Source organism: Cysteiniphilum halobium, assembly GCF_003574425.1.
Classification (GTDB): domain Bacteria; phylum Pseudomonadota; class Gammaproteobacteria; order Francisellales; family Francisellaceae; genus Caedibacter; species Caedibacter halobius.
In genome coordinates this window covers 26,050-48,095 of record NZ_QLIU01000009.1, presented here as the reverse complement: position 1 = coordinate 48,095, position 22,046 = coordinate 26,050, and the positions used below count along the sequence as shown (strand labels likewise).

Genomic DNA, 22,046 nt, shown 5'->3' with positions numbered 1-22,046 from the left:
ATTTACCCTAATATATTTTGCAACTGCTTAGCACACTCATACCAGGTTTTCTCAAAGACATTGATCTCAATTAAAGGTAAAGCTAAGGTACGTGCTTTACTAACATACTCTAGGTCTTTTACCTGACAATATAAATACACAACATGGCTAATCACAGACTGCTTTAATGCTTTTTCAACTTGAATAAAATCCTTTTTTTTGTGATGCATGACGCCAAAATACTGATCATTACACAAAAACCCTTGATAAATACTATTAATTTTAATGATTTTTACCAAGTCATCCGCCACTAGATAATAATTTAAGTGCTTAATCATATGATAACAAAGTTCAGTTTTCCCAATATTTGGTGGTCCGATGACTAATAATCCAGTATTAATGTTGTTTGTTATAAAGCTTGCATGCCAGTATTGCATTTTTATTTTCTGTCATTTATCCACTTAGGCATTACCTAGAAAAAGCTGGTAAAGAGATTCATTTGAAGTAGACGCTTTAATCTTTTCAATCACTCCTTCTTGTTTTAGAAATTTCACCAGCTCAGCCATAAACTTAATATGCACATCATTGACATTTTGTGGAAAAATTACGGCAATCACGATATTGACTTTACGATCTTCTTCACCATAATCAATCGCCTCCTCCAAGGTTAACACAGCTAAACGCGTCATTGTTAAGCCCTTAATTCGACAATGTGGCACTGCAACCTCTTTGCCAATAGCCGTATTACCAATACGCTCACGCTCAAAAAGTTTCTGATAAATTGTATCAGCACTGATATCGATATCATCATCTTTTAACAACTGGCTTAATACCTCAAAGACGCGCTTTTGACTCTGTAATGCCGCCTTATTAATAACACGCTGTGGAGAAATAAATGAAGATAGGAAATTCATAAGGATTATGGTTAATTACTCAACGAGATGGTGTGTTATTCTATCAATGTTCCTCATCAATATCCACTACTTCATCATCTTCCATCAAGGCTTCAGCTTCAGGACGCTCAGCACGGTGATCTTTTAATTTTTGCTTATGTTTTCTTACTTGAGCATCTAATTTATCTTGTAACATATCAATGGTTGCATACATATCTTGTGAGTCCGACTTAGCTACAAACTCAGTCCCTGGCACGTTAATCACAGCTTCAGCCATTTGCTTTCCTTTCTCCACTGACAAAATAACGCGTGCAGCAATAATATGATCAAAATGGTTATCAAGTTTACTTAACTTTTCTTCCACATATTGTTTTAATGCAAGGGTAACTTCTAAATGACGACCTGTAATTTGAATTTGCATAGTGCAGTCCTCCATTGTATAGCCACGAGTGTCGTGGTGGTTTGTAAGTCAACTTTGAATAATTAAAAGATAGCGCCTACACGCATGAATTACCAGCAAGTTCAGCATAATTTTATCAATTATTTTATTGTGACTGTACTTGATTTTTTGAATTCTTTGGCTCTTGTGCTTGATTTTTATCACCTTTATTTGCATTAAAGTATCTGTCTACTTTTTCAGCACCTTTTTGTGCAGCTTCCTTGGTATTTTGCCAACCTTCAGCAGCCACTTTTTTGGTTTTTTCCCAAGCCTCATTGCTTGCATCTTTGGTGTTCTGCCAACCCTCTTTTGTAGTCGATTTCGTTTTATCCCAACCTTGTTGGGCATAATCGCCTGCCTTATTGGCAGCATCTTTAGCTACTTGTGCGCCTGAGCTAGCTGCATTTGATACATTTTGTTTAAACAGCTCCCAATTGTTACCAAAATTGCAATCACTGGTTTTTGCTGAGCAACTTTGTGTTACTGGACTATCGCCTACCTTAACTTGATCATTTGTTTTACCCGTAGTGTCTGCAGCACTTAAGTCTAAAACTAACAAAACAAAAAACGGAATCATAAGATACTTTTTAATCGTTTGCATGATTTATCGCATGTTTTTTAGAGTCAGTAACTAATCTTTTAGCAAAGCCCTTGCTAGAAAGCAAACATAGATCACGCTTCTTTACGTCATTTTTGCAAAGAATATATTTTTTAAAAATTATTTGCATATCTTAAGATTATCTTAATGTTGGCTTGTGATACTGGAGTCACTCAAGGGGATCACGATCACAGAGCAGACTTTTTTCTCTCTCCCTTCTCTTTCAGTGTGCTCTATGATCGAAACCTTGAGACCGTGAAATTGCCCTGCAGTATACTCCCCCCTTCTCATCATTATATATACTGCAGGGTGATCTCTTTTTACTCTGTAATAACCTATAGACTGGAATGGCCATATTGCTCACTTGCATAATGACCAAGAATGGTATTGTATTGCTAGACACCCTTAGCCTAAGCTAGTAGTGGCATATATTTTAGAAGTTGTTGACACAATACTATTATTATTGATTCCCACCCTAGCTCTTTAGTTATCCTATTGACTAGGGAATTAAATGTGCAAATCTTCCTTGCGACAAAGCCTCCTTGATTAGATTAACCTGTGATGATAATGTATCACCAAAACCACTGGCAACATGCATCGCAGCAGCTGCATTTAAGATTAATGTATCCTGTTTAGCCCCTAACATTTCATTATTTAATAATGCTTTTGACTCTGCAATATTCTGATACAAATCACCTGCCTCTAAGTAATCTAACTTGCCACGCACAAACCCAAGTTGCTCTGGGTGTAAACTAAACTCAGTCACTTCTTCATAATGTAGCTGAATGACTTTATTTGCACCACAAACCGAAAACTCATCCATGCCATCACCATAAACAATATAAGCATGCGTAACACCTAGATTTTTCAGTGCATAAAGATAAGGCTTAAGTAAACGCTCATCATAAACACCGGCAACGATTCTTTTGACTTGCATAGGATTCAATAAAGGACCCAGCACATTAAAAAAGGTGCGTTTACCCTCTTTGGCAAAGCGCTGGCGCACATTAATCACTTTGGCAAAAATCGGATGGAAAAATGGCGCAAATAAAAACACTATCCCCTGCTCTTTTAGTAAGTTTAAAGCAGCCTCTGGGCTATCTGGAATATCAACATTAAGCTGTTGTAGAAAATCAAAACTACCACATTTTGATGTTGATGAACGATTACCATGCTTGGCAACTTTGGCATCTAAGACATGTATCATTAATGCACTGAGCGTTGAATAATTTAAGGTTCTGCAGCCATCTCCACCAGTACCCACAATATCTATTGTTTGAGCAAAAGGATTTTCCACCTTAATGCTATAATTCAAAAAGGTTTTTGCTAATGCAAAAAGCGTTTGCTCTTCATATAACTCACTATCTATTTTCTGAATAATTTGATATTGCTCATCTTCGTTTGTTTCATCACTTAACAACTGATTGACTAATGATTCAATCTCCACAATCTCACCTTCTTTTATTTTTTCATTCTTTATAAAATTAAGTTTTTAAAATTTGGTTTTGCCTGTTTTTGGGCATATGCAATACGCTACTCCACATTTATTTTTCAAAAACAGCAATGGATTCGACATGCGTGGTATGTGGAAACATATCCATCACGCCAGCTGAAAGTAGCTTATAGCCTTTTTCATTGACCAAAATACCTGCATCACGCGCTAAAGTCGCTGGATCACATGATACATAGACGATACGCTTAGGATTGATTATTTCAATCTGCTGACAAACCATCTCGGCACCTGCACGCGGGGGATCCAATAGCAGCTTATTAAATTGATGCTCTATAATCCACTGATGTTTTGAGATATCTTCAAATAAATTCACCGGATAAAAAGCAACATTATCTATTTTATTACGCTTAGCATTCCTCATAGCACGCATGGTCATCGCTTCATCACCCTCGACACCAACGACAAATGTCGCTTTCGTTGCCAATGGCAAACTAAAGTTACCCAAACCACAAAAAAGGTCCAGTACCGTATCATCTTTTGATACTTCTAATAATTCAATCGCTTGTTTTAACATCTTGCGATTGATATCGTGATTGACTTGTGTAAAGTCATTTGGCTCAAAATAAATACGCACACCATAATCTACCAAATCGTAGGATAGTGATTGTGGTTCTTGTGTTACTTCTGGATATAGGCGCGTTACCGTATCAGGCCCCTTAGCTTGTAAGTAAACCCAAAAATGATATGCCTTCGCAAAATCAGTTAATTTCAATAGATCTTCATCAGTGAATGGGCTTAAATGTCGGATAATCAGCGCTGTTACCTGATCATCAACGGCTACTTCAATTTGTGGAATCTCTTTATAGTTAGATAGACTAAACACTAGGTTCTGCAGTAATGTTAGATCTTTACCAACACTTGAATGCAATATTTTACAGTGATCAATATCGGCAAGAAAGCGTCCATCTCGTTCTCTAAATCCCACCAAAACTTTACCTTTCTTATGTACATAGCGCACACCAAGACGCGCTTTTGTCCGATACCCCTCATGTGAGTTTGATCGCAAAGGAGCAATACGCGTAAGTGGTTGAAGCCCTCGTCCGAAATGCTTGAAATGATTAAGCAAAGTTTCTTCTTTAAAGGCAATCTGTGCATCAGGCGCCACATGTTGGAAAGAACAGCCGCCGCAAATCTCAAAATACGTGCACGGTGGAAAGACACGTTTAGTACTTGGCGTAAGTACGCGCACCAATTTCGCTTCATCGTAATTTGATTTAGATAAAGTATATTCAAATGCTACTTCTTCATCTTCTAAAGCAAATGGAATAAAAGTTGTTTTACCATTGATTTTAGCAATTCCTCGTCCCTCATGTGATAGGCTAGAAATGGTTGTATTAAATACACCACTAGGACAGTTTTTCTTAATTCGTCTTGGCATTAGGTTACGATAAGCATAATTTTAAATGAGCGATAGTTTAGCAATTGTATATTAAATGTCATTGTTTTTTGATCTTTTTAATGCTTTTCACTGTAAAACGCTTGTTCTTTGCTAAGGTGCTGTTTAAGCTAGTGAAGTTCGATTTAACACATTAATCATTAAAATGGAGCAAATATGAAGAAATTAACCACTATTGCATTTTCACTTTTAGCCGGCAGCGTATTAGTTTCTGGCGCTTTTGCTAATGCCACGCCAACCAAAGCTGAACCGGCAAAAGCAGCGGCAACAACCAAAAACAACACCGCGGATGCAAGCTACACAATTGGTTATTCGATTGGTAAAAACATGACAGAACAATTAAAGCAGCAAAATGTCAGTCTAAATACTGATGACCTTCAACAAGGCTTTGTTGCTGGTATTGAAGGTAGCAAACCTAAGTTAAGCCAAGAGCAAATGGAGCAATCAATGCAAGCTTTCCAAAAAGAAATGGAAGCCAAAATGAAAGCACACGAAGAGGCAGCAGAAGCCGAAGCTGCTAAAGCTAAAGCCAAAATTGATGCAGCAAAAGCACAAGCTACAACAACTGCTTCTGACACAGCAAAAACATCTGCTGATAGTGCTAAAAAGGCAGTTGATGCAACAAGCGCTGCTGCAAACTAAGATCACCCGTGATCAGTATACAAAACCATTATTAATAGACACAAGCCCCGTTATTGGGGCTTTTTTGTGAAAAAAATTTACTATTTGAGCATGAACCTTTTTCTTTTTAGAAACAACTTTGCTATAGTTCGAAAATATTATTTTATTAACTGAAAAACATGGAGCTTTATTTACAATGGGTATGTCAAAAAAAATTATCGTAAGCACGCTTAGCGCTACTCTTTTTGCTACTGTTTTAGCTGGTTGTTCTCAATCAGACTCAAAAGACTCAGCAAAAGCAACGCCAGAAGTCACAAAAACAGTTGCAACAAAGCCAACAGCTGAAACAACTGCCGACACTCAGCAAAGTGGAGCGACACTTATCAATAACGTAAGCTATACATTAGGCTATAGAGTAGCAGGCAATGTAAGCGCACAGTTAAAAGCACAAGATGCAACTTTAGATAACGCTCAAGTTTTAGCTGGATTTAAAGCAGGTATTGCAAACAAGCAAAGTAAGTTCTCGCCAGAGCAAATGCAAACGATTATGCAAACATTCCAAAAAAATCTAATGGCAGCACAAGAGAAAAAACAAGTAACTTCTGTTTTAGACAATGTCAAAGCGCTACTTTCTAATGAGCAAACGCCAACAATCGGACCAAAAGATGCTAAAGTTGCTGTGATTGAATTCTTTGATTATCAATGTGTATTCTGCCATAAAGTCGCCCCTATTATGGAAAAAGTGATGGATGCTAATCCAAATGTAAAATACATCTTCAAAGAATTTCCAATCTTTGGTCAACGCTGGGAGGCATCGCAATATGCCGCTGAAATGGGTATTGCCGCCTATATGCTAAATGGTGCTGAAGGTTATTTGAAATATCACAATGCCGTCTTTGCAAGTGGCATTGATGAAGGAAAATTAACGGTTAAAGATGTTAATGATATGGCGAAAAAAGTAGGTATTGATGTTGCCAAAGCTGAAAGCTTAATCAAAGAGAAAAAAGTGACTGACAATATTGCTGCTGATATGAAGCTTGGTTTTGATAAACTAGGTATTAAAGGCACACCAGCAATTATCGTTATGCCTCTATCAGGAGCAACAACAGCCAACACAACCGTTATTCCTGGTTTTGCACAGCAAGATGTTATTCAAGCAGCAATTAATAAAGCACAAGGCAAATAACTCTATTGGGCGTACACCATACGCCCCTATATTTTTCAATTACTTTCTCATTACGCATTTTGTATAGACTTTGAGATTTCACTAGCATTTTCACACAAAAACCGCTACCCTATTTTGACTTTTTGTCAGGCTAATAAACAATCTATTTCAAATCAAATACGCTTGGCAATAAATGCAAATCATACAATAAATAAAATCAGGTGAATAAAAATGACAGACAGCGTGATTGAAAAGCCCTTAAAGCAACATAAAAAAGTATATATCAAAACACTTGGCTGCCAGATGAATGAATACGATTCATCACGCATGAATGAAGTTTTAGGCGCGCATTTTAATACCAGCAAAACTGAAGATTATACCGAGGCAGATATTATTCTTATCAATACCTGCTCCATTCGTGAAAAAGCTCAAGAGAAAGTATTTCATGAATTAGGACGCTGGAAAAATCTTAAAAATAAAAATCCTGAACTTGTCATCGGTGTTGGTGGATGTGTTGCTTCACAAGAGGGTGAAAACATCATTAAACGCGCCCCTTTCGTTGATATTGTTTTTGGTCCACAAACTATTCACCGTTTACCTGATTTAATTAAACAAAAACAAAAAACTGAAATCTCCCAAGTTGATATCTCCTTTCCTGAAGTAGAGAAATTTGATCACCTCCCGGCACCTAAAGCTGAAGGTGCTAAGGCATTTGTTTCGATTATGGAAGGTTGTGATAAATACTGCTCTTATTGTGTCGTGCCGTATACGCGAGGGCCTGAGGTTAATCGACCATTTGAAGATGTATTAGCAGAATGCGCCATCTTAGCCGAGCAAGGCGTTAAAGAGATCACACTTTTAGGTCAAAACGTTAATCACTATCTTGGCAAAATGGCCTCAGGAGACACGGCAGATCTGGCGCTACTTATTCACTTTATAGCTGCGATTGACGGCATTGAGCGTATTCGCTTTACCACCTCTCATCCGGTTGAGTTTTCAGATAATTTGATTAATGCCTATGCCGAAGTACCACAATTGGCAAATCACTTGCATTTACCAGTACAACATGGTTCAGATCGTATATTAACAGCCATGAAGCGTAATCACACCATTTTGGAGTTCAAACAAAAAATCCGTAAACTAAGAAAAGTTCGCCCAGATATCACTATATCTTCTGATTTTATTGTTGGTTTCCCAGGAGAGACTGAAGAAGACTTTGAAAAATTAATGGATCTTGTCAAAGACGTACACTTTGACCAATCTTTTAGCTTTATCTATAGTAAGCGCCCAGGAACTCCTGCCGCCAACTTAGCCGATGACACACCCATTGAAGTTAAAAAAGAGCGCTTAAAGCGTCTGCAAGATCAGCTTAATCATAATGCCATGGTCATTAGTCGTCAAATGGTCGGCTCAACACAGCGTATTTTGATAGAAGGAATTTCTAAGAAAGATGATAAAGTGCTTGCCGGACGCACAGAAAATAATCGCATCGTTAATTTTGCTGGTGATTCTAGTTTAATTGGTCAATTAATTGATGTTAAAATTATTGAAGCCTTACCACATTCACTGCGCGGAGAAATAATTTAGCTTCATGAAATCAATACAGTTTCACCTTGAACCAGATAGTGCACAAATGCTTGCTAAGTTGTGCGGCAACCTAAATGAAAATTTACACTTAATCGAAAAATACTTAGCCGTTGAGATTATTCAACGTGGCAATAATTTTCGTATTGTAGGCCCAAAAACTGCAATTAAAGATGCCCAAGATTTTTTAGAAGAACTTTATCAAAAACTTGTCAATGATGCTCAGTTTGAACTTAGCAATAAAGAGCTCAATATCGCCCTAAATAGCCTTGCTAAAAGGGAACAAACAGATAAGAAAGAAAAGTTTATTCCTGAGTTTCAGGTCATGATTGGCTCACGCCCTATTAATCCACGCACTATTAATCAAGAGCGCTATTTAAAGCGTATTCAAGAGAATGATATTAACTTTGGTATAGGCCCCGCTGGTACCGGCAAAACGTATTTGGCGATGGCGTGTGCTGTTGCCGCTTTTGAGAAAGGCCTTGTTAAACGCTTGGTACTTGTACGCCCTGCGGTTGAGGCTGGTGAGAAGCTAGGCTTCTTGCCAGGGGATTTAGCACAAAAAGTTGATCCTTATTTACGACCTATGTACGACGCCTTATATGATTTGATGGGTGTTGAGCATGTCAGCAAATTAATCGAGAAACAAATTATTGAGATCGCTCCTCTAGCCTATATGCGTGGGCGCACGATTAATGATTCTTTTATCATTCTTGATGAAAGTCAAAATACCACCAAAGAGCAGATGAAAATGTTCTTAACACGGATTGGTTTTAACTCAACAGCTATTGTTACGGGTGATATCACCCAAGTTGACTTACCTAAAGGTGTGACTCCTGGGCTTCGTCATGCAATTGAAGTGCTTGCTGGTGTTGACGGAATTAGTATGACGTTCTTTGAAACGATTGATGTGGTACGCCATCCAATTGTCCAACGCGTTGTAGCCGCCTATGACGTCTATGAACAACATCATAGTCAAGATTATTAAATTAATATGATGCTTGAGATTGATATTAACAACCCTAATGCCCTTTATTTACCTACTGAAGATAAACTGAAAACTTGGGCCGAAAATACTTTAAAATTCCTTAAAAAATATCATGCAATTATTAGTCTTCAAATTGTTAGTGCTGATGAAATGCAACACTATAACAATAACTATCGCGCTAAGGATAAGCCAACTAACATTCTTTCCTTTCCTTTTGATGCGCCTCCTGGGTTACCAAAAGACGACGAAACTGCGTATTTTTTAGGTGATTTGATTATCTGTCCTGACGTTTTACAAAAAGAAGCAAAAGAGCAAGGTAAATTGCTCGATGCTCACTGGTGCCACATTCTAATCCATGGCATACTACATTTAGTTGGCTATGACCATATCGATGAAAAGGATGCCCTTGAAATGGAGAGCATAGAAATCGCTTTATTGGCAGAGCTTGGTATTGATAACCCTTATGTTGAGAAATAGTAAACAATGGATGAAAAACAGACGAAAAACGATAACGCTGAACATTCTCAAACTTGGCTTGAAAAAATAGCCGCCACCATTTTAATGCCGCACAGCCCTTCTGACTTTTTGAGTCTTGTGAGTCTTGCTGTTAAGAAAGGTACGATCGATAGCGAGTCGCGTGACATGATCAAAGGGGTACTAAATATTGCCTCATCATCGGTCGGTGATATTATGATTCCGCGCACACAAATGGCAACAATTCATGCTGGTATGACTAGCAAAGAGATCATTCAAACTATTATCAACTCGAGTCACACACGCTTGCCTGTATTCTCTGAAAATCGTGATGACATTCTGGGCATACTGCATACCAAAGACTTATTAAAAGTTGTACTTGAGCACAAAGATCTTTGTGTTGAACATTTAAAACCTATATTGCGCAGTGCAATTTTTGTACCTGAAAGTAAAAAGCTCGATGCACTCTTGCGTGATTTTAAAACGAGCCATAACCATCTTGCCATCGTTGTTGATGAATATGGAGTGATATCAGGGCTCGTCACCATTGAGGATATTTTAGAGGAGATCGTCGGTGACATTGAGGATGAATTTGATCAAGAAGCAACACAAATTCTTAAAGTCAATGAAAACGAATTTAGCATCGATGCATTAACTGAAATTGAAGATTTTAATGACTTCTTTGATGCAAATATTGACGATAGCGAATTTGATACCATTGGTGGACTGATCATCAATAAACTAGAACATCTACCTGAGGTTGGCGAAGAGGTGACTATTGGGCAGTTTACCTTTAAAGTAACCGCTGCTGATAAGCGCCGTGTACGTGCACTTCACGTTATGATCAGTCAAGACTAAATTAAATTCATATGTTTTTTATTCCAATGAGTGTTTTAGCATTGATCACTGGTGTAATGCTTACCCTGTCATTTTCACCGATTGGCTTGAGTATTTTTGCGTTTATTTCACTTATACTACTCATGCAGATTCTGCAAAGACAGCAGCACATGCGTCGATGCCTTTGGCTAGGATTTTGTTATGGTATCGGTTTTTTTGGCTCGAGTATTTCGTGGATTTACGTCAGCATTCACGCCTTTAGTCAATCCATCTTTTTGGGTGTAACACTCACCATTGTCTTTATCTTATTTTTAAGCTTATTCTTTTTAATATTTGGCTATGCCTATGCCAAACTCAAAGATCATCATTTTTTTTACAGAATTTTGTTATTACCCGTTGTATGGTTGATATTAGAACTCTTACGTACCCATCTTTTTACTGGCTTTCCATGGGTATTACTTGGTTATTCACAAACACATACTTTCTTAGCAGGCTTCGCTCCCATTGGTAGTGTTTTTTTAGTAGGCTTTATCGTATGTTTTATATCAACATGCATTAGTGAGGCTATCAATCATTTCCGTCAACCAAAGATTATAATATCAATGCTTATTAGCATTATTGTTACCTTAGTGATTGCTTTACTTTTGCAGCAAATAAAGTGGACGAAAAGTGATGGTATTGAAAAAAGTGTTAGCATCCTACAAGGCAATTTTATTCAGGATCAGAAATGGGATCCAAGCATGCTACAAACAATTATTAACTATTACTATACCACCACAAAAGACAATCCAGCCGATCTGGTTTTTTGGCCTGAGAATTCGATTCCCACATTTAAAACTTTTATTGCGCCTTTATTACGTCAAGTAGATGACCTGGGTGATAAACAGCATAGTGCAATTTTGGTTGGTACTGTCGCATTAAATAGTAAAAAGCAATACTTCAACTCCGCCTTTGTTTACGGTTTAGGCTCCGGTCATTACTACAAGCATCATTTAGTTCCGTTTGGTGAATACTACCCTTTTGCCTATTTTCTTGAACCATTTATGGCCTACTTCAATATTCCAATGTCGAGCTTTACCAAAGGTGATGAAGTGCAACCCTTACTTAAAATGAATGGTTTAAGTGTTGCGTTATTTATCTGTTATGAAATCGCTTACCCTTCAGAGGTACGCGCGCAACTGCAAAATGCCAATCTTATCGCTGTTATCAGTGATGATGCGTGGTTTGGTGACTCTCTTGCCCCTTGGCAGCACGAGGAAATTTCACAAATGCGCGCAATCGAAACCGGACGCTACGTTATTCAAGCGACCAATAATGGGGTTACATCAATTATTAACCCTAAGGGGCAAACCATTGCCAGCCTTCCGCGCAACAAACAAGCCATATTAAAGGGTAAGGTTTATGGCATGACAGGACAAACGCCGTGGACGATATATGGGTTATTACCCATTACCCTCTTATCTTTGTTGTTTATGGTGATTGCTTTGATTATTTGTATTTATAAAAGAAAGCGTACTAAATAGCAGAAAGCCTATTAAACTTTTTAAGACTAATATAGACTTAATACCATTGATTGGTAAAGTTTATATTTTTGATGAACCAACAAGAATTTTGTGATTACTTTCATTTACATAATCTTAAACCTGATCTTTTAAATAAACTCTTTATCACCTTTAATAGCAGTGCTTTTTTTGCTCGATTTTTCACACAAAACCCTCAGTTTCTGAATGATATCAACTGGTTTGAAACAGATGATCTAAAAGACATCACCACTGAGATTACTACGCTATTTTCAGCGCATACCACTCATAAATCATTGCCAAAAAATTTACGCCTTTTTCGCCAACGTATTCATGCCAAACTTGTTTTTCAACAACAACATCAATACATTCAATTTGAACAAATTGCTGAAATTATTTCATTTACTGCTAAAGAAATTCTGCGCCAAACACAACACTATTTATTACAACAAATCACCTTAGAGCGTAGACTTATTAATATACCTGATCGTTTGGCGATTATAGCTATGGGTAAGCTTGGTGGCAATGAGCTTAACTTCTCCTCAGATATTGATCTTGTATTTATTCAAACAAGCAATATAACATTACTAAGACAATGCGGTAGAGAATATAGCACCATGCGCTTTTATACTGAGCTTGGACAGCGCTTAATTACACTACTTAATGATGTCACAATTGATGGCTTTGTTTATCGCATTGATATGCGCTTGCGCCCATTTGGTGATGGCGCACCCTTGGTCACCGAGCTTGAGAGCTTTAAAAACTATCTTATTCATCATGCACGCGATTGGGAACGCTATGCTTATGTCAAAGCAGATATTTTACACGCAGATGCTCACGTTATCCGTGACTTAAAACACAATATTTATCTATTTGTTTATCGCCACTATCACGACTATCGCATGCTCAATGCTATTCGTGATATGAAGCAAAAGATTTTGACTGAGATGAAATCTACTACACTAAAAAACAATATCAAACTGGGTCGTGGTGGTATCCGTGAAATCGAATTTATCTGCCAGTGTTATCAACTTGTTTATGGTGGTCAAAATATTACCTTACAAACGAATCAACTAGCAACAGCACTACATGCTTTACAAAATGCAGATATTCTACCTAAAACCAAAACCCATGATTTGTATGCCCACTATGTGTTTTTGCGTGATGTCGAAAATGCGTTACAAATGTTTGATGATCAGCAAACACATCAACTGCCTGATGCAGAGTTTACACAAAAAAATGTCGCCTGCTTAATTGGTTTTGATCACTGGCAAATATTGCTTAACAAAATAAATGATACGCGCGCAAGAGTCAGTACATTATTTGATGAGTTAACACGCTTTAACACATTAACTTCAAACAATGTCCTAGTAACACATACAGCAAACTATAAAAATACACCTGACACAACAGCTAGTATTAACAATGATCAGGATAAACAGATTGAAATAGATCACTTCTTTTTGCACCATCAAAACCAGATATCCAAAGATGTACTACCAGCAATTAAGCACTTATTACAGCTATGCTTAAATACCCACCCTCACCTTATTCACGATATTTTGGGACTGCTCAACAAATTAAGTAAGCGCCAAACTTACTTGTTTCTGCTGTTAGAATACCAAGCACGTCATCTAGATTTCCTACAACTTCTTAATAAAGGGCGACGCATTATTGAAATGTTGACTGAGCACGCTTTTTTGTTGGAACACGCATTGATTTATAAAGCGCCTGATGATGTTTACTTAGATGTTGATTATTTGCGTAATAACCTACGTATTTATCTACAGGCGATCGACATTGAGGATATCGAAGCTTTTTTAGAAAGCCTGCGGCGTTTCCGCTTAGAGCAAGTATTTAATATTATTGTCAGTGAAGCGCATGGGCATATTTCATTAATGGAATCTAGTGATCTTTTCAGCCACCTAGCAACAGTAACTATTGAAGCAGTGCTTGATGGTGCGTGGCGCGAAGTATTTCAATACAGTAACATCTCCAAAGCTTTACAAACCGCTTATAAACGCTCTTTAGGTGTCATCGCCTATGGCAAACTAGGTGGACTTGAGCTTAGTGTTGCTTCTGATTTGGACTTAGTCTTTGTTCATAATCGAGTAAATGCTGAGTTATCACCTTACTTATTTGTACGTGTCGTACAGAAGTTTATCCATTTCATGCAAATAAAAACATATCATGGCACCTTATATGAGATTGACCTACGGTTACGCCCTGAGGGTGATCATGGATTTATTGTACCGAGTTTTGAGTCTTATCAACAATACTTAACAACATCTGCCTGGACATGGGAACATCAAGCCCTAACCCGCGCACGGATGATTTATGCATCTGACGATTTAACACATAAGTTTAATGCACTAAGATCTGCTATTATTTGCCAACAACGTGATATGGAGCAATTGAAAAAGGATATTGTGGATATGCGTCATAAAATGCGTGAACATTTACTTCAAGTTACGCCCCAAGAGTTTGATCTTAAGCAAAGTGTTGGTGGAATGGTTGATATTGAATTTATCGCCCAATTTTTTGCACTTTGTTATAGTTATAAAGTTCCCTTTGTATGCTACTATAGCGATAGTATTCGCATCATACAGACCATGGAAAGCGCAAGTTTAATAAACACTGAAATAGCAAATGCACTGATTGAACATTATTGCTACTTTCGCGACTTAGGGTTTAAGCGTTATCTTGATAAACAATCTTATGTTGTGCCGCTTGATAGCTGCCAACAACAAGCTAATGAAGTCAAAGCAATCTGGCAACAGCTTTTTTGTTGATAGAATAAAAAGTATAATAATATCAGGCGTATGCAATACGCCCCTAAAAGATCGTATAAATGAAGATTATGAGCGTGATGTCACTTCAACCAAATGATAACCAAATTGTGTTTTGACTGGACCATGCACTTTGCCGACCTCTTCAGAAAAAACCACTTTATCAAACTCAGGAACCATTTGACCTGGCCCAAATGATCCTAACTCACCACCGTTTCTGCCTGATGGGCATAATGACTTTTCTTCAGCTGCTTTTGCAAAGTCTGTACCTGCTTCAATTTCTTTCTTTAAAGCTTCACATTCTGCTTCTGTTTGAACGAGGATGTGACGTGCTGACGCTTGTTTCATATTGTTCTCCATATTGGTTGCTACTGATTAATACGCCTTGGAGTGTACCGAATCAATCATTAAAAAACAATGAAAAAGCATGTAATTTGTTCATTACGTTAATTGGATATCGCTTAAGCGATGTGTTTGCTGACAAAAAAATAAATAAACACCTGTTATAAACATGCCTAAAGCACAAAAAATCATAACATAACTAAAAGCATGCAGTGTAATTACAGAATGCACACTTAGCTCAAATACATTCGAAAACGTTGCTAACAAGTTTGCAACCCATGCAACAGCAAAAGCACTAGATAGCTGGATAACCGCACTCATAATAACGCTGCTGAACCACAAAAGGCTTTTGATTGCTCACAACACGCCTTCAAATCCTAATTGTCGCCATGCTTCAAATAGCATAATCGCAGTAGCATTGGATAGATTTAAACTGCGACTATTTGCCAACATCGGCAATTTTATTTGCGTTTGACTCAACAGATCCCTGACTTCTTGCGGTAGTCCTCGACTTTCCGGTCCCAAAAGCAAAATATCATCTTTTTGAAATGACACCTGATGGTAATATTGATTTGCTTTTGTCGTACATGCCCATATCCGCTTATCAGCATGCATATCAATAAAGCTTTGAAAGTTTTTGTATCTAGCAATTGCGGCAAATTCATGATAATCAAGCCCAGCACGACGTAACTTTTTATCATCAAGATCAAAACCCAAGGGCTCAATTAAATGCAGCTTTGCTCCGGTATTGGCACATAAACGAATAATATTTCCGGTATTGGGTGGAATTTCGGGCTCATACAACGCAATATGAATCATTTTATCAACACTCTAAAGATACATAGCGCATTATTGTATATCAGACACAAGACTTTTGCAGGCTTTACATGCACTAAGTAATGATGAAGAAATACTGTGAAATGGCTTATGATGGATAGATATTCAAGGAAACGCTTTCTAGCTTATTTGCTGCCATTAACTGTTTAGGTGTAGTAAGGTAAAATATGATACGATACTCTTGCTTTATATATTTTTGATTTAAGGATCGTGATTATGACAATAATGGTCATTGGTAGTGCTAATATGGATCTGATTATTCAAGTTGAGCACATTCCAAACCCAGGAGAAACTATATTAGGAGGTCAATTTCTAACGGCTTCTGGCGGTAAAGGTGCCAACCAAGCAGTTGCTGCAGCACGTTTAGGTAGCAATGTGCACTTTATTGCCTGTATCGGTGAAGATGGCTTTGGTAAAACGCTTATTAATAACTATCACAAAGACAACATCAATACAAAGCACATTAAACGCACTTCTGATCCTTCAGGTGTTGCTATGATTTATGTTGCCCAAAGTGGTGAAAACTCGATTGCAGTAGCGCCAGGTGCTAATGCCTTATTAACTCCCGAAGATCTGGACAAGCTCACTGAGCAATTTGCGCATACCAAAATCGTGCTTACACAATTAGAAACACCGATTGAAACCATCATGCATGCTGCACAACTGGCAAAAAACAACCAGTGTTTATTTGTGCTTAATCCAGCCCCTGCACGAAACCTACCAGAGAAACTTTACCCATTAATCGACATTATTACTCCAAATGAAACTGAAGCTAGCCTTTTAACTGGGATTAAGGTGACAGATGAATCGTCAGCCCTCAATGCTGCTAAAGTGCTTTTTAACCGTGGTGTTAAAAACATTATTATCACCATGGGCGCCCAAGGCGCTTTCTTCTATGACGGTTATCACCCACAACTTATCGCCACCCATAAAGTCACTGCAATTGATACTACTGCAGCAGGTGATACCTTTAATGGCGCATTAGTCAGTGCACTTGCTCAAGATCATTCATTGCTTCATGCTATTGTATTTGCCAATACCGCCGCAGCTCTTTCTGTAACTAAACTGGGTGCGCAAACGTCCATCCCCTACCTTGCTGAAATCAACCATTTAATGAGTCCTATATGATCGATCAAAAAGAACTTAAAGATCACCTTAATAACCTATTGAATGTTGATATGATAAAAGACTATTGCCCTAATGGTTTGCAAGTTGAAGGCAAAAAACACATTCATACCATTGTCACGGGAGTAAGCGCTAGCCTTGAGTTAATAGAAGCAGCTATTACTAAAAAAGCAGATGCCATTATGGTACATCATGGCTATTTTTGGAAAGGTGAAAATCAAGTAATTACTGGGATAAAATATCGACGAATCAAATCATTGATTCAACATGATATCAATTTATTTGCTTATCATTTGCCGCTTGACATCCATCCAACACTTGGAAATAACGCACAATTAGCTCAACTTCTGGATCTTACAGTAACATCTGAATTTGATACAAGGACAACACCTAATTATGGGGTTATCTGTGAAAATCAAACGACATTAACTGAGCTTACTAACACTATTACACATAAACTTCAACGCTCACCAGTTATTGTTGGCAAAATGCATCAGGAAGTTCAAAAAATCGCAATTTGCACCGGAGGTGCACAAGACTTTATTGAACATGCTTATCATGCAGGTGCTGATGTTTATATCTCAGGAGAGATTTCTGAGCGTACGACTTTAATTGCACGTGAGCTAGGTATTACCTATATTGCCGCAGGTCACCATGCCACTGAACGCTATGGCATCAAAGCACTTGGGCAGTATCTGGCGCAACACTTTGACTTAACACACCATTTTATTGATATTGATAACCCGGTTTAAGTCATTTGCGTTTCTTAAATATTCTGCCAACATTGCCTAAAAAATAAAAATAGTGTAAATTCGCAGGCTTATATTTACGAGAAAATACAACGGATTTCACTTATGAAATTAGGACGCATTTTTTTTGGCGACCCTATCCCCAAAGCCCAAGCCGAAGAGCATGCTTTATCAAAAAAACATGCACTGGCGATCTTTTCTTCTGATGCATTATCATCAGTGGCATACGCAACTGGTGAAATTCTAACAGTACTTATCCTAGCAGGAACTGCGGCCCTAGCAATGTCAATGCATATTGCTATTTTTATTGCAATCCTAATCGTTGTCGTTGGTGTGTCTTACAAACAAGCAATTGATGCTTACCCGGAAGGTGGTGGCGCATACATTGTGGCACGCGAGAATTTAGGCACCTTTATGGGGCTTCTTGCTGCTGGCGCGCTCATGCTTGACTATATTTTAACAGTTGCTGTGAGTGTTTCTGCTGGCATCTTGGCAATCACTTCTGCTTTCCCCGAGACACAACCTCATGCAGAGCTCATGGCAATTATCGCGATTATTTTTATTATGTGGATGAACCTGCGTGGCATGAAAGAATCAGCTTCTGCCTTTATGTGGCCAACCTATGCGTTCGTTGTTGTTATATTATCTATGGTTGGCATTGGGCTTTATCGCTATCTTACTGGTAATTTACCTCCGGTTGATTATTCACATGTCACTGATCTTATGACACCGTTAACTGGAGCATTAACCTTAACACTTATTCTACGCGCCTTCTCATCTGGATGTTCCGCCATGACAGGGATTGAAGCTGTTGCTAATGGCGTGATGTCCTTTAAGCAACCACGTGCTAAAAATGCATCGATTACCCTAATGGTTTTGATCGTGCTATTGATCTCAATGTTTTTAGGTATTTCTTTTTTAGCCTCAAAACTTGAATTGCAACCACTAACTGATGAAAGCTTGTTATCACAAATCGGACACAATATTTTTGGTGGCGGTTTATTTTATTACCTTTTGCAGACTGTAACCTGCTTGATTTTATTATTAGCAGCTAATACTTCTTTTGCAGGCTTCCCACTACTAACCTCAATGATTAGTAAAGATGGTTACCTGCCAAGACAACTACAAAACGTTGGTGATCGTTTGGCATTTAGTAATGGCATTCTAGCACTTGCTGTTTTTGCTTGTGTGTTAATTATTATCTTTCAAGCCAATACCAGTGCACTGATCCCACTATACTCAATTGGTGTATTTTTGGCATTTACCTTATGTCAAGCAGGTCTTGTGCGCGTGTGGTATAACCGTCGTCGTGATGTCAAAAGCTGGTGGATCAAAGCCTGTATCAACAGCTTTGGCTGTCTTTGTACTTTTATTGCTGTTATTGTCGTTATTGAATCCAAATTTTTTGAAGGTGCTTGGATTATTATCATCGCCTTACCAATATTAATTTTAATATTTTACCGCATTGCACACCATTATCACTTGGCTGATCAAGAACTCTCATTAAGTGCGGATACTGGTTTGATTGAAACCTCATTACAAAAAAATACACAGCTAAAAGTCATTGTACCTGTGTCTAAACTACATAAAGGGACAATTGCAGCTCTTAGCTTTGCACGCAAGATATCGCCTGATATTACACCAGTGACAATCAATATTAACCCTGAAAGAACCTCACGCTTACAAAAACAATGGAACGAATTAAACTTCCCTGAAAAGCTAGTTGTCCTAGACTCTCAATATCAATCCCTATCAAGACCATTGATTAAATTTATTCGTCGTACGGATTTAACAGAACCTGAACGAGGACTTGCTGTATTAGTTCTGCCTAAAGCTGAAACAACCAAGCTATGGCATACATTCTTGCATAATCAAAAAACAGCTCTTTTACGTTGGGGTTTAAAAAGCGTCAGTAAAACTGAGACCAAAGGTCAAGCACGAATTATTGTAGAAGTTCCTTATCAGTTAACTGTTTAGAGCAGATCAGCTATAATCTGAGTCATCTTTTGACTTCGTATTCTCATGAGGCGGATAAAGCATTTACTGCCAACATAAATAAGATAACACCTCCAGTAACTTTTACTGCTGCAATAGCTATCCGATTATACTTTTTTCAGCAATTTCCATTAACCTCGCCAGGCTAGATAAATCAAGGCTTCCAGAAAATTATTTTCGTAATCTTTTTTCTAATAAACCTCTCAACCATAGGCTTTCAGAGAGTTTTTCAGTGGGAACTACTGTATCCATTATAATTACCTTTCAAATTCCCTTGATCATCATAATATTTAACAGGAGTAAAAATCGCAGTTTTCCATAACTTGAGACCAGCTTTTAAGTTAGCTACTACATCGCATTGCAAAAAAATAAATATAATAACTACTAGTAATTGTCTTAACTTTATCCTTAACATATAAAAACATCCTTTGTCTATTATCAATAAGCACTCAATGACAAAACACTTTAAACTATCACCCTAGGTTAGGGTTAAGAGTGAATACTAAAAATATGAAAAAAAACACAAAATAAGTTTAACAAAAAACGCAGAGACATTTTTAAAAAATGCTACTCTTTTTGGCTCTTAAAATTATATGGTAAAGTCCTTTTTAACATCAGAAAAAGCTAAGCTTGCAAGAGTAATTAATCCTCAATTATACGATTGATATCACCATGCTCCCTACACATTCCAACATAAGATTTAGTAGTGATTAAAATATAAAATATCACCGATATAATTGCGACAAACCAAATATTTGGCACAATATACAACAACCACAAGTAAGCAATAAATGGCAAAATAAATAATAAAAGCTTTTGCACCCCCACCTTGTGCTGCACAAAAGCATAAATAATCAATAAAATCGTTAATGAGCTATTCACCATCATTAGATCATTACTTGGGATGGTCAACATAATAAGCCCTAAAATAACAAAAACAATCAATCCTAACCAGCGTGTTTTAGGGGAGATTGCACCCATACTAATCGGCGCTGCCATGTACCCGACAACATGATAACCTGTTACGACAACCATTAAGGCTGCCCAGCTTTCGGCATTAAATAATACAATTGCTGCTAATACCCAGTTGATCATCATCGAGCGCTTAGAGAAGTTGTATACCGGATCAAGCTTAGCAATCCAACGTGGCATTTGCCCTTCTGCTGACATTGCATAAAGCATACGCGATGATGCACCAAGATAGGTATATCCTGTGCCAGATGGACTCACCACACTATCTGCTAATAATAAAATAGCCAAAAAGTTCAAACCTAGCAACATTGCTAAATTCAATAGCGGTGATGAGAAGTTCATTCCCTGCCAACCACCATTTTTTACTAAAACATCATGCGGAACAGCTGCCATAAAGGCATATTGCAACCCCATATATACAATCAAAATAATGAGTATTGATAGTATAATCGACAACGGTACATTGCGTTTTGGGTTTTTGATTTCACTGGCAAAGGATACACTGATTTGAAAGCCATTAAATGAATAAATCAAGCCCGCACCAATAATTGCCATTACAGCACTACTAAACCCATAATGACTATTTGTTGGTAAATTAAAGTTGTTACTCAATCCTGAGTGATCAAATGCTGCAATAAGAAAAACAATAATTGCAAATAGTGGGGTGAAAACCTTAAGTACGGTTACGACATTATTCACACGTGTTAGTAATTTAATACCATAAAAATTCACCACCAGATAAACAAATAAAATACCTAAAGCTAAAAATTTACCACCATAGGTTAGTGCATGATTCTGCATTAATGCTTCAGAGCCAATCGCTGCTGATAAATACTGGGTTGTCGCCTGCGCCTCTGTGGCAATAACGACCATAATGCCAAACCAGTTGGCAAAAGCAAACGGCATACCAAAGATACCATTGTGTGATAAGGCACTAGATCGTGTTGTCGCACCACGCACTGGGTAAATGGCAACAACCTTTGCTAAACACAAGCCAACTAACAGTACTAAAACAGCAGCTAAAATCCATGCAACAAATGCCCAGTTACCCGCGATTTTCGCAGTTAATTGCGCACTAAACAGCCAGCCTGAGCCAACCATACAAGTTGCACTCAATAAGGTTGCACTCAATAGTGACACGCCTGATTTTTTTGGTGTGAACTCTGCACCCATATTCCTCTTCCCTCTTTTGGTTCTTTTATTGACATTATTTTACACTTCACAACCACC

General features: G+C 37.7%; 21 protein-coding genes. 11 read left to right on the top strand and 10 right to left on the bottom strand.

Annotated elements, in window-relative coordinates; translation table 11 throughout:
* Positions 1-2 precede the first annotated feature (2 nt).
* The 6 genes from DNK85_RS02470 to rlmD form a co-directional block, all read right to left on the bottom strand.
* The gene (locus tag DNK85_RS02470) at positions 3-416 is read right to left on the bottom strand and encodes a hypothetical protein (RefSeq protein ID WP_119327997.1); all 414 of its coding nucleotides are present in this window, start codon (positions 414-416) and stop codon (positions 3-5) included.
* A gap of 24 nt (positions 417-440) precedes the next feature.
* The gene (locus DNK85_RS02465) at positions 441-893 is read right to left on the bottom strand and encodes a PTS sugar transporter subunit IIA (protein ID WP_119327996.1); all 453 of its coding nucleotides are present in this window, start codon (positions 891-893) and stop codon (positions 441-443) included.
* A 43-nt stretch (positions 894-936) separates the two neighbouring features.
* Complete coding sequence (gene hpf / locus DNK85_RS02460) at positions 937-1,293, bottom strand: ribosome hibernation-promoting factor, HPF/YfiA family (RefSeq protein ID WP_119327995.1); 357 nt, start codon at positions 1,291-1,293, stop codon at positions 937-939.
* Positions 1,294-1,417: 124 nt separating this feature from the next.
* Entirely contained in the window at positions 1,418-1,912 is a 495-nt protein-coding gene (locus DNK85_RS02455) for a hypothetical protein (RefSeq protein ID WP_119327994.1), read from the bottom strand.
* 496 nt (positions 1,913-2,408) lie between these two features.
* Positions 2,409-3,356, bottom strand: a complete 948-nt coding sequence (gene trpD, locus DNK85_RS02450) for an anthranilate phosphoribosyltransferase (RefSeq protein WP_162896481.1) — start codon at positions 3,354-3,356, stop codon at positions 2,409-2,411.
* 97 nt (positions 3,357-3,453) lie between these two features.
* Positions 3,454-4,800 (bottom strand): 23S rRNA (uracil(1939)-C(5))-methyltransferase RlmD, encoded by a 1,347-nt coding sequence (gene rlmD / locus DNK85_RS02445; protein WP_119327992.1) that lies wholly within the window; start codon positions 4,798-4,800, stop codon positions 3,454-3,456.
* A 174-nt stretch (positions 4,801-4,974) separates the two neighbouring features.
* Between rlmD and DNK85_RS02440 the strand changes: the two genes are divergently transcribed.
* The 8 genes from DNK85_RS02440 to glnE all read left to right on the top strand — a co-directional run bounded on the left by DNK85_RS02440 (position 4,975) and on the right by glnE (position 14,799).
* Positions 4,975-5,460: an FKBP-type peptidyl-prolyl cis-trans isomerase N-terminal domain-containing protein gene (locus DNK85_RS02440; RefSeq protein WP_119327991.1), complete on the top strand. Its 486-nt coding sequence runs from the start codon at positions 4,975-4,977 to the stop codon at positions 5,458-5,460.
* A gap of 175 nt (positions 5,461-5,635) precedes the next feature.
* The gene (locus tag DNK85_RS02435) at positions 5,636-6,625 is read left to right on the top strand and encodes a thioredoxin domain-containing protein (RefSeq protein WP_119327990.1); all 990 of its coding nucleotides are present in this window, start codon (positions 5,636-5,638) and stop codon (positions 6,623-6,625) included.
* 210 nt (positions 6,626-6,835) lie between these two features.
* Positions 6,836-8,191: a tRNA (N6-isopentenyl adenosine(37)-C2)-methylthiotransferase MiaB gene (miaB, locus tag DNK85_RS02430; RefSeq protein WP_119327989.1), complete on the top strand. Its 1,356-nt coding sequence runs from the start codon at positions 6,836-6,838 to the stop codon at positions 8,189-8,191.
* A gap of 4 nt (positions 8,192-8,195) precedes the next feature.
* Entirely contained in the window at positions 8,196-9,176 is a 981-nt protein-coding gene (locus DNK85_RS02425; RefSeq protein WP_119327988.1) for a PhoH family protein, read from the top strand.
* 9 nt (positions 9,177-9,185) lie between these two features.
* Complete coding sequence (gene ybeY / locus DNK85_RS02420; RefSeq protein ID WP_119328019.1) at positions 9,186-9,653, top strand: rRNA maturation RNase YbeY; 468 nt, start codon at positions 9,186-9,188, stop codon at positions 9,651-9,653.
* 6 nt (positions 9,654-9,659) lie between these two features.
* Positions 9,660-10,508: an HlyC/CorC family transporter gene (locus DNK85_RS02415; protein WP_119327987.1), complete on the top strand. Its 849-nt coding sequence runs from the start codon at positions 9,660-9,662 to the stop codon at positions 10,506-10,508.
* 11 nt (positions 10,509-10,519) lie between these two features.
* Positions 10,520-12,010, top strand: coding sequence for an apolipoprotein N-acyltransferase (lnt, locus tag DNK85_RS02410; protein ID WP_119327986.1), 1,491 nt, complete (start codon positions 10,520-10,522; stop codon positions 12,008-12,010).
* Between the two features lie 71 nt (positions 12,011-12,081).
* A complete protein-coding gene (glnE, locus tag DNK85_RS02405; protein ID WP_119327985.1) occupies positions 12,082-14,799 on the top strand; it encodes a bifunctional [glutamate--ammonia ligase]-adenylyl-L-tyrosine phosphorylase/[glutamate--ammonia-ligase] adenylyltransferase in 2,718 nt (905 codons plus the stop codon).
* A 66-nt stretch (positions 14,800-14,865) separates the two neighbouring features.
* Here the strand turns inward: glnE and DNK85_RS02400 are convergent, their stop codons facing one another.
* The 3 genes from DNK85_RS02400 to trmL form a co-directional block, all read right to left on the bottom strand.
* A complete protein-coding gene (locus tag DNK85_RS02400) occupies positions 14,866-15,144 on the bottom strand; it encodes a peptidylprolyl isomerase (protein WP_119327984.1) in 279 nt (92 codons plus the stop codon).
* A 93-nt stretch (positions 15,145-15,237) separates the two neighbouring features.
* Positions 15,238-15,459, bottom strand: a complete 222-nt coding sequence (locus tag DNK85_RS02395; RefSeq protein WP_119327983.1) for a hypothetical protein — start codon at positions 15,457-15,459, stop codon at positions 15,238-15,240.
* 36 nt (positions 15,460-15,495) lie between these two features.
* The gene (gene trmL / locus DNK85_RS02390; RefSeq protein WP_119327982.1) at positions 15,496-15,957 is read right to left on the bottom strand and encodes a tRNA (uridine(34)/cytosine(34)/5-carboxymethylaminomethyluridine(34)-2'-O)-methyltransferase TrmL; all 462 of its coding nucleotides are present in this window, start codon (positions 15,955-15,957) and stop codon (positions 15,496-15,498) included.
* Between the two features lie 234 nt (positions 15,958-16,191).
* On the opposite strand from trmL, the gene rbsK reads away from it, so the two are divergent.
* From rbsK to DNK85_RS02375, 3 genes are all read left to right on the top strand, one after another.
* Positions 16,192-17,103, top strand: a complete 912-nt coding sequence (gene rbsK, locus DNK85_RS02385; RefSeq protein WP_119327981.1) for a ribokinase — start codon at positions 16,192-16,194, stop codon at positions 17,101-17,103.
* Positions 17,100-17,852, top strand: a complete 753-nt coding sequence (locus DNK85_RS02380) for a Nif3-like dinuclear metal center hexameric protein (protein WP_407919658.1) — start codon at positions 17,100-17,102, stop codon at positions 17,850-17,852. Before rbsK ends, DNK85_RS02380 begins: the two co-directional genes overlap by 4 nt.
* 102 nt (positions 17,853-17,954) lie before the next feature.
* On the top strand, positions 17,955-19,826 hold the full coding sequence (locus tag DNK85_RS02375; protein WP_119327980.1) for an APC family permease: 1,872 nt from the start codon (positions 17,955-17,957) through the stop codon (positions 19,824-19,826).
* A gap of 660 nt (positions 19,827-20,486) precedes the next feature.
* On the opposite strand, the gene DNK85_RS02365 is transcribed toward DNK85_RS02375, so the two are convergent.
* Positions 20,487-21,989 carry an APC family permease gene (locus DNK85_RS02365; RefSeq protein ID WP_119327978.1) on the bottom strand — a complete coding sequence of 501 codons (1,503 nt, stop codon included), beginning with the start codon at positions 21,987-21,989 and terminating at the stop codon, positions 20,487-20,489.
* Positions 21,990-22,046 lie beyond the last annotated feature (57 nt).

Coding starts and splice junctions, on each gene's coding strand:
- DNK85_RS02470 (WP_119327997.1), bottom strand. CDS start 416: ATGCAATACTGGCATGCAAGCTTTATAACAAACAACATTAATACTGGA.
- DNK85_RS02465 (WP_119327996.1), bottom strand. CDS start 893: ATGAATTTCCTATCTTCATTTATTTCTCCACAGCGTGTTATTAATAAG.
- hpf (WP_119327995.1), bottom strand. CDS start 1,293: ATGCAAATTCAAATTACAGGTCGTCATTTAGAAGTTACCCTTGCATTA.
- DNK85_RS02455 (WP_119327994.1), bottom strand. CDS start 1,912: ATGCAAACGATTAAAAAGTATCTTATGATTCCGTTTTTTGTTTTGTTA.
- rlmD (WP_119327992.1), bottom strand. CDS start 4,800: ATGCCAAGACGAATTAAGAAAAACTGTCCTAGTGGTGTATTTAATACA.
- DNK85_RS02440 (WP_119327991.1), top strand. CDS start 4,975: ATGAAGAAATTAACCACTATTGCATTTTCACTTTTAGCCGGCAGCGTA.
- DNK85_RS02435 (WP_119327990.1), top strand. CDS start 5,636: ATGGGTATGTCAAAAAAAATTATCGTAAGCACGCTTAGCGCTACTCTT.
- miaB (WP_119327989.1), top strand. CDS start 6,836: ATGACAGACAGCGTGATTGAAAAGCCCTTAAAGCAACATAAAAAAGTA.
- DNK85_RS02425 (WP_119327988.1), top strand. CDS start 8,196: ATGAAATCAATACAGTTTCACCTTGAACCAGATAGTGCACAAATGCTT.
- ybeY (WP_119328019.1), top strand. CDS start 9,186: ATGCTTGAGATTGATATTAACAACCCTAATGCCCTTTATTTACCTACT.
- DNK85_RS02415 (WP_119327987.1), top strand. CDS start 9,660: ATGGATGAAAAACAGACGAAAAACGATAACGCTGAACATTCTCAAACT.
- lnt (WP_119327986.1), top strand. CDS start 10,520: ATGTTTTTTATTCCAATGAGTGTTTTAGCATTGATCACTGGTGTAATG.
- glnE (WP_119327985.1), top strand. CDS start 12,082: ATGAACCAACAAGAATTTTGTGATTACTTTCATTTACATAATCTTAAA.
- DNK85_RS02400 (WP_119327984.1), bottom strand. CDS start 15,144: ATGAAACAAGCGTCAGCACGTCACATCCTCGTTCAAACAGAAGCAGAA.
- DNK85_RS02395 (WP_119327983.1), bottom strand. CDS start 15,459: ATGAGTGCGGTTATCCAGCTATCTAGTGCTTTTGCTGTTGCATGGGTT.
- trmL (WP_119327982.1), bottom strand. CDS start 15,957: ATGATTCATATTGCGTTGTATGAGCCCGAAATTCCACCCAATACCGGA.
- rbsK (WP_119327981.1), top strand. CDS start 16,192: ATGACAATAATGGTCATTGGTAGTGCTAATATGGATCTGATTATTCAA.
- DNK85_RS02380 (WP_407919658.1), top strand. CDS start 17,100: ATGATCGATCAAAAAGAACTTAAAGATCACCTTAATAACCTATTGAAT.
- DNK85_RS02375 (WP_119327980.1), top strand. CDS start 17,955: ATGAAATTAGGACGCATTTTTTTTGGCGACCCTATCCCCAAAGCCCAA.
- DNK85_RS02365 (WP_119327978.1), bottom strand. CDS start 21,989: ATGGGTGCAGAGTTCACACCAAAAAAATCAGGCGTGTCACTATTGAGT.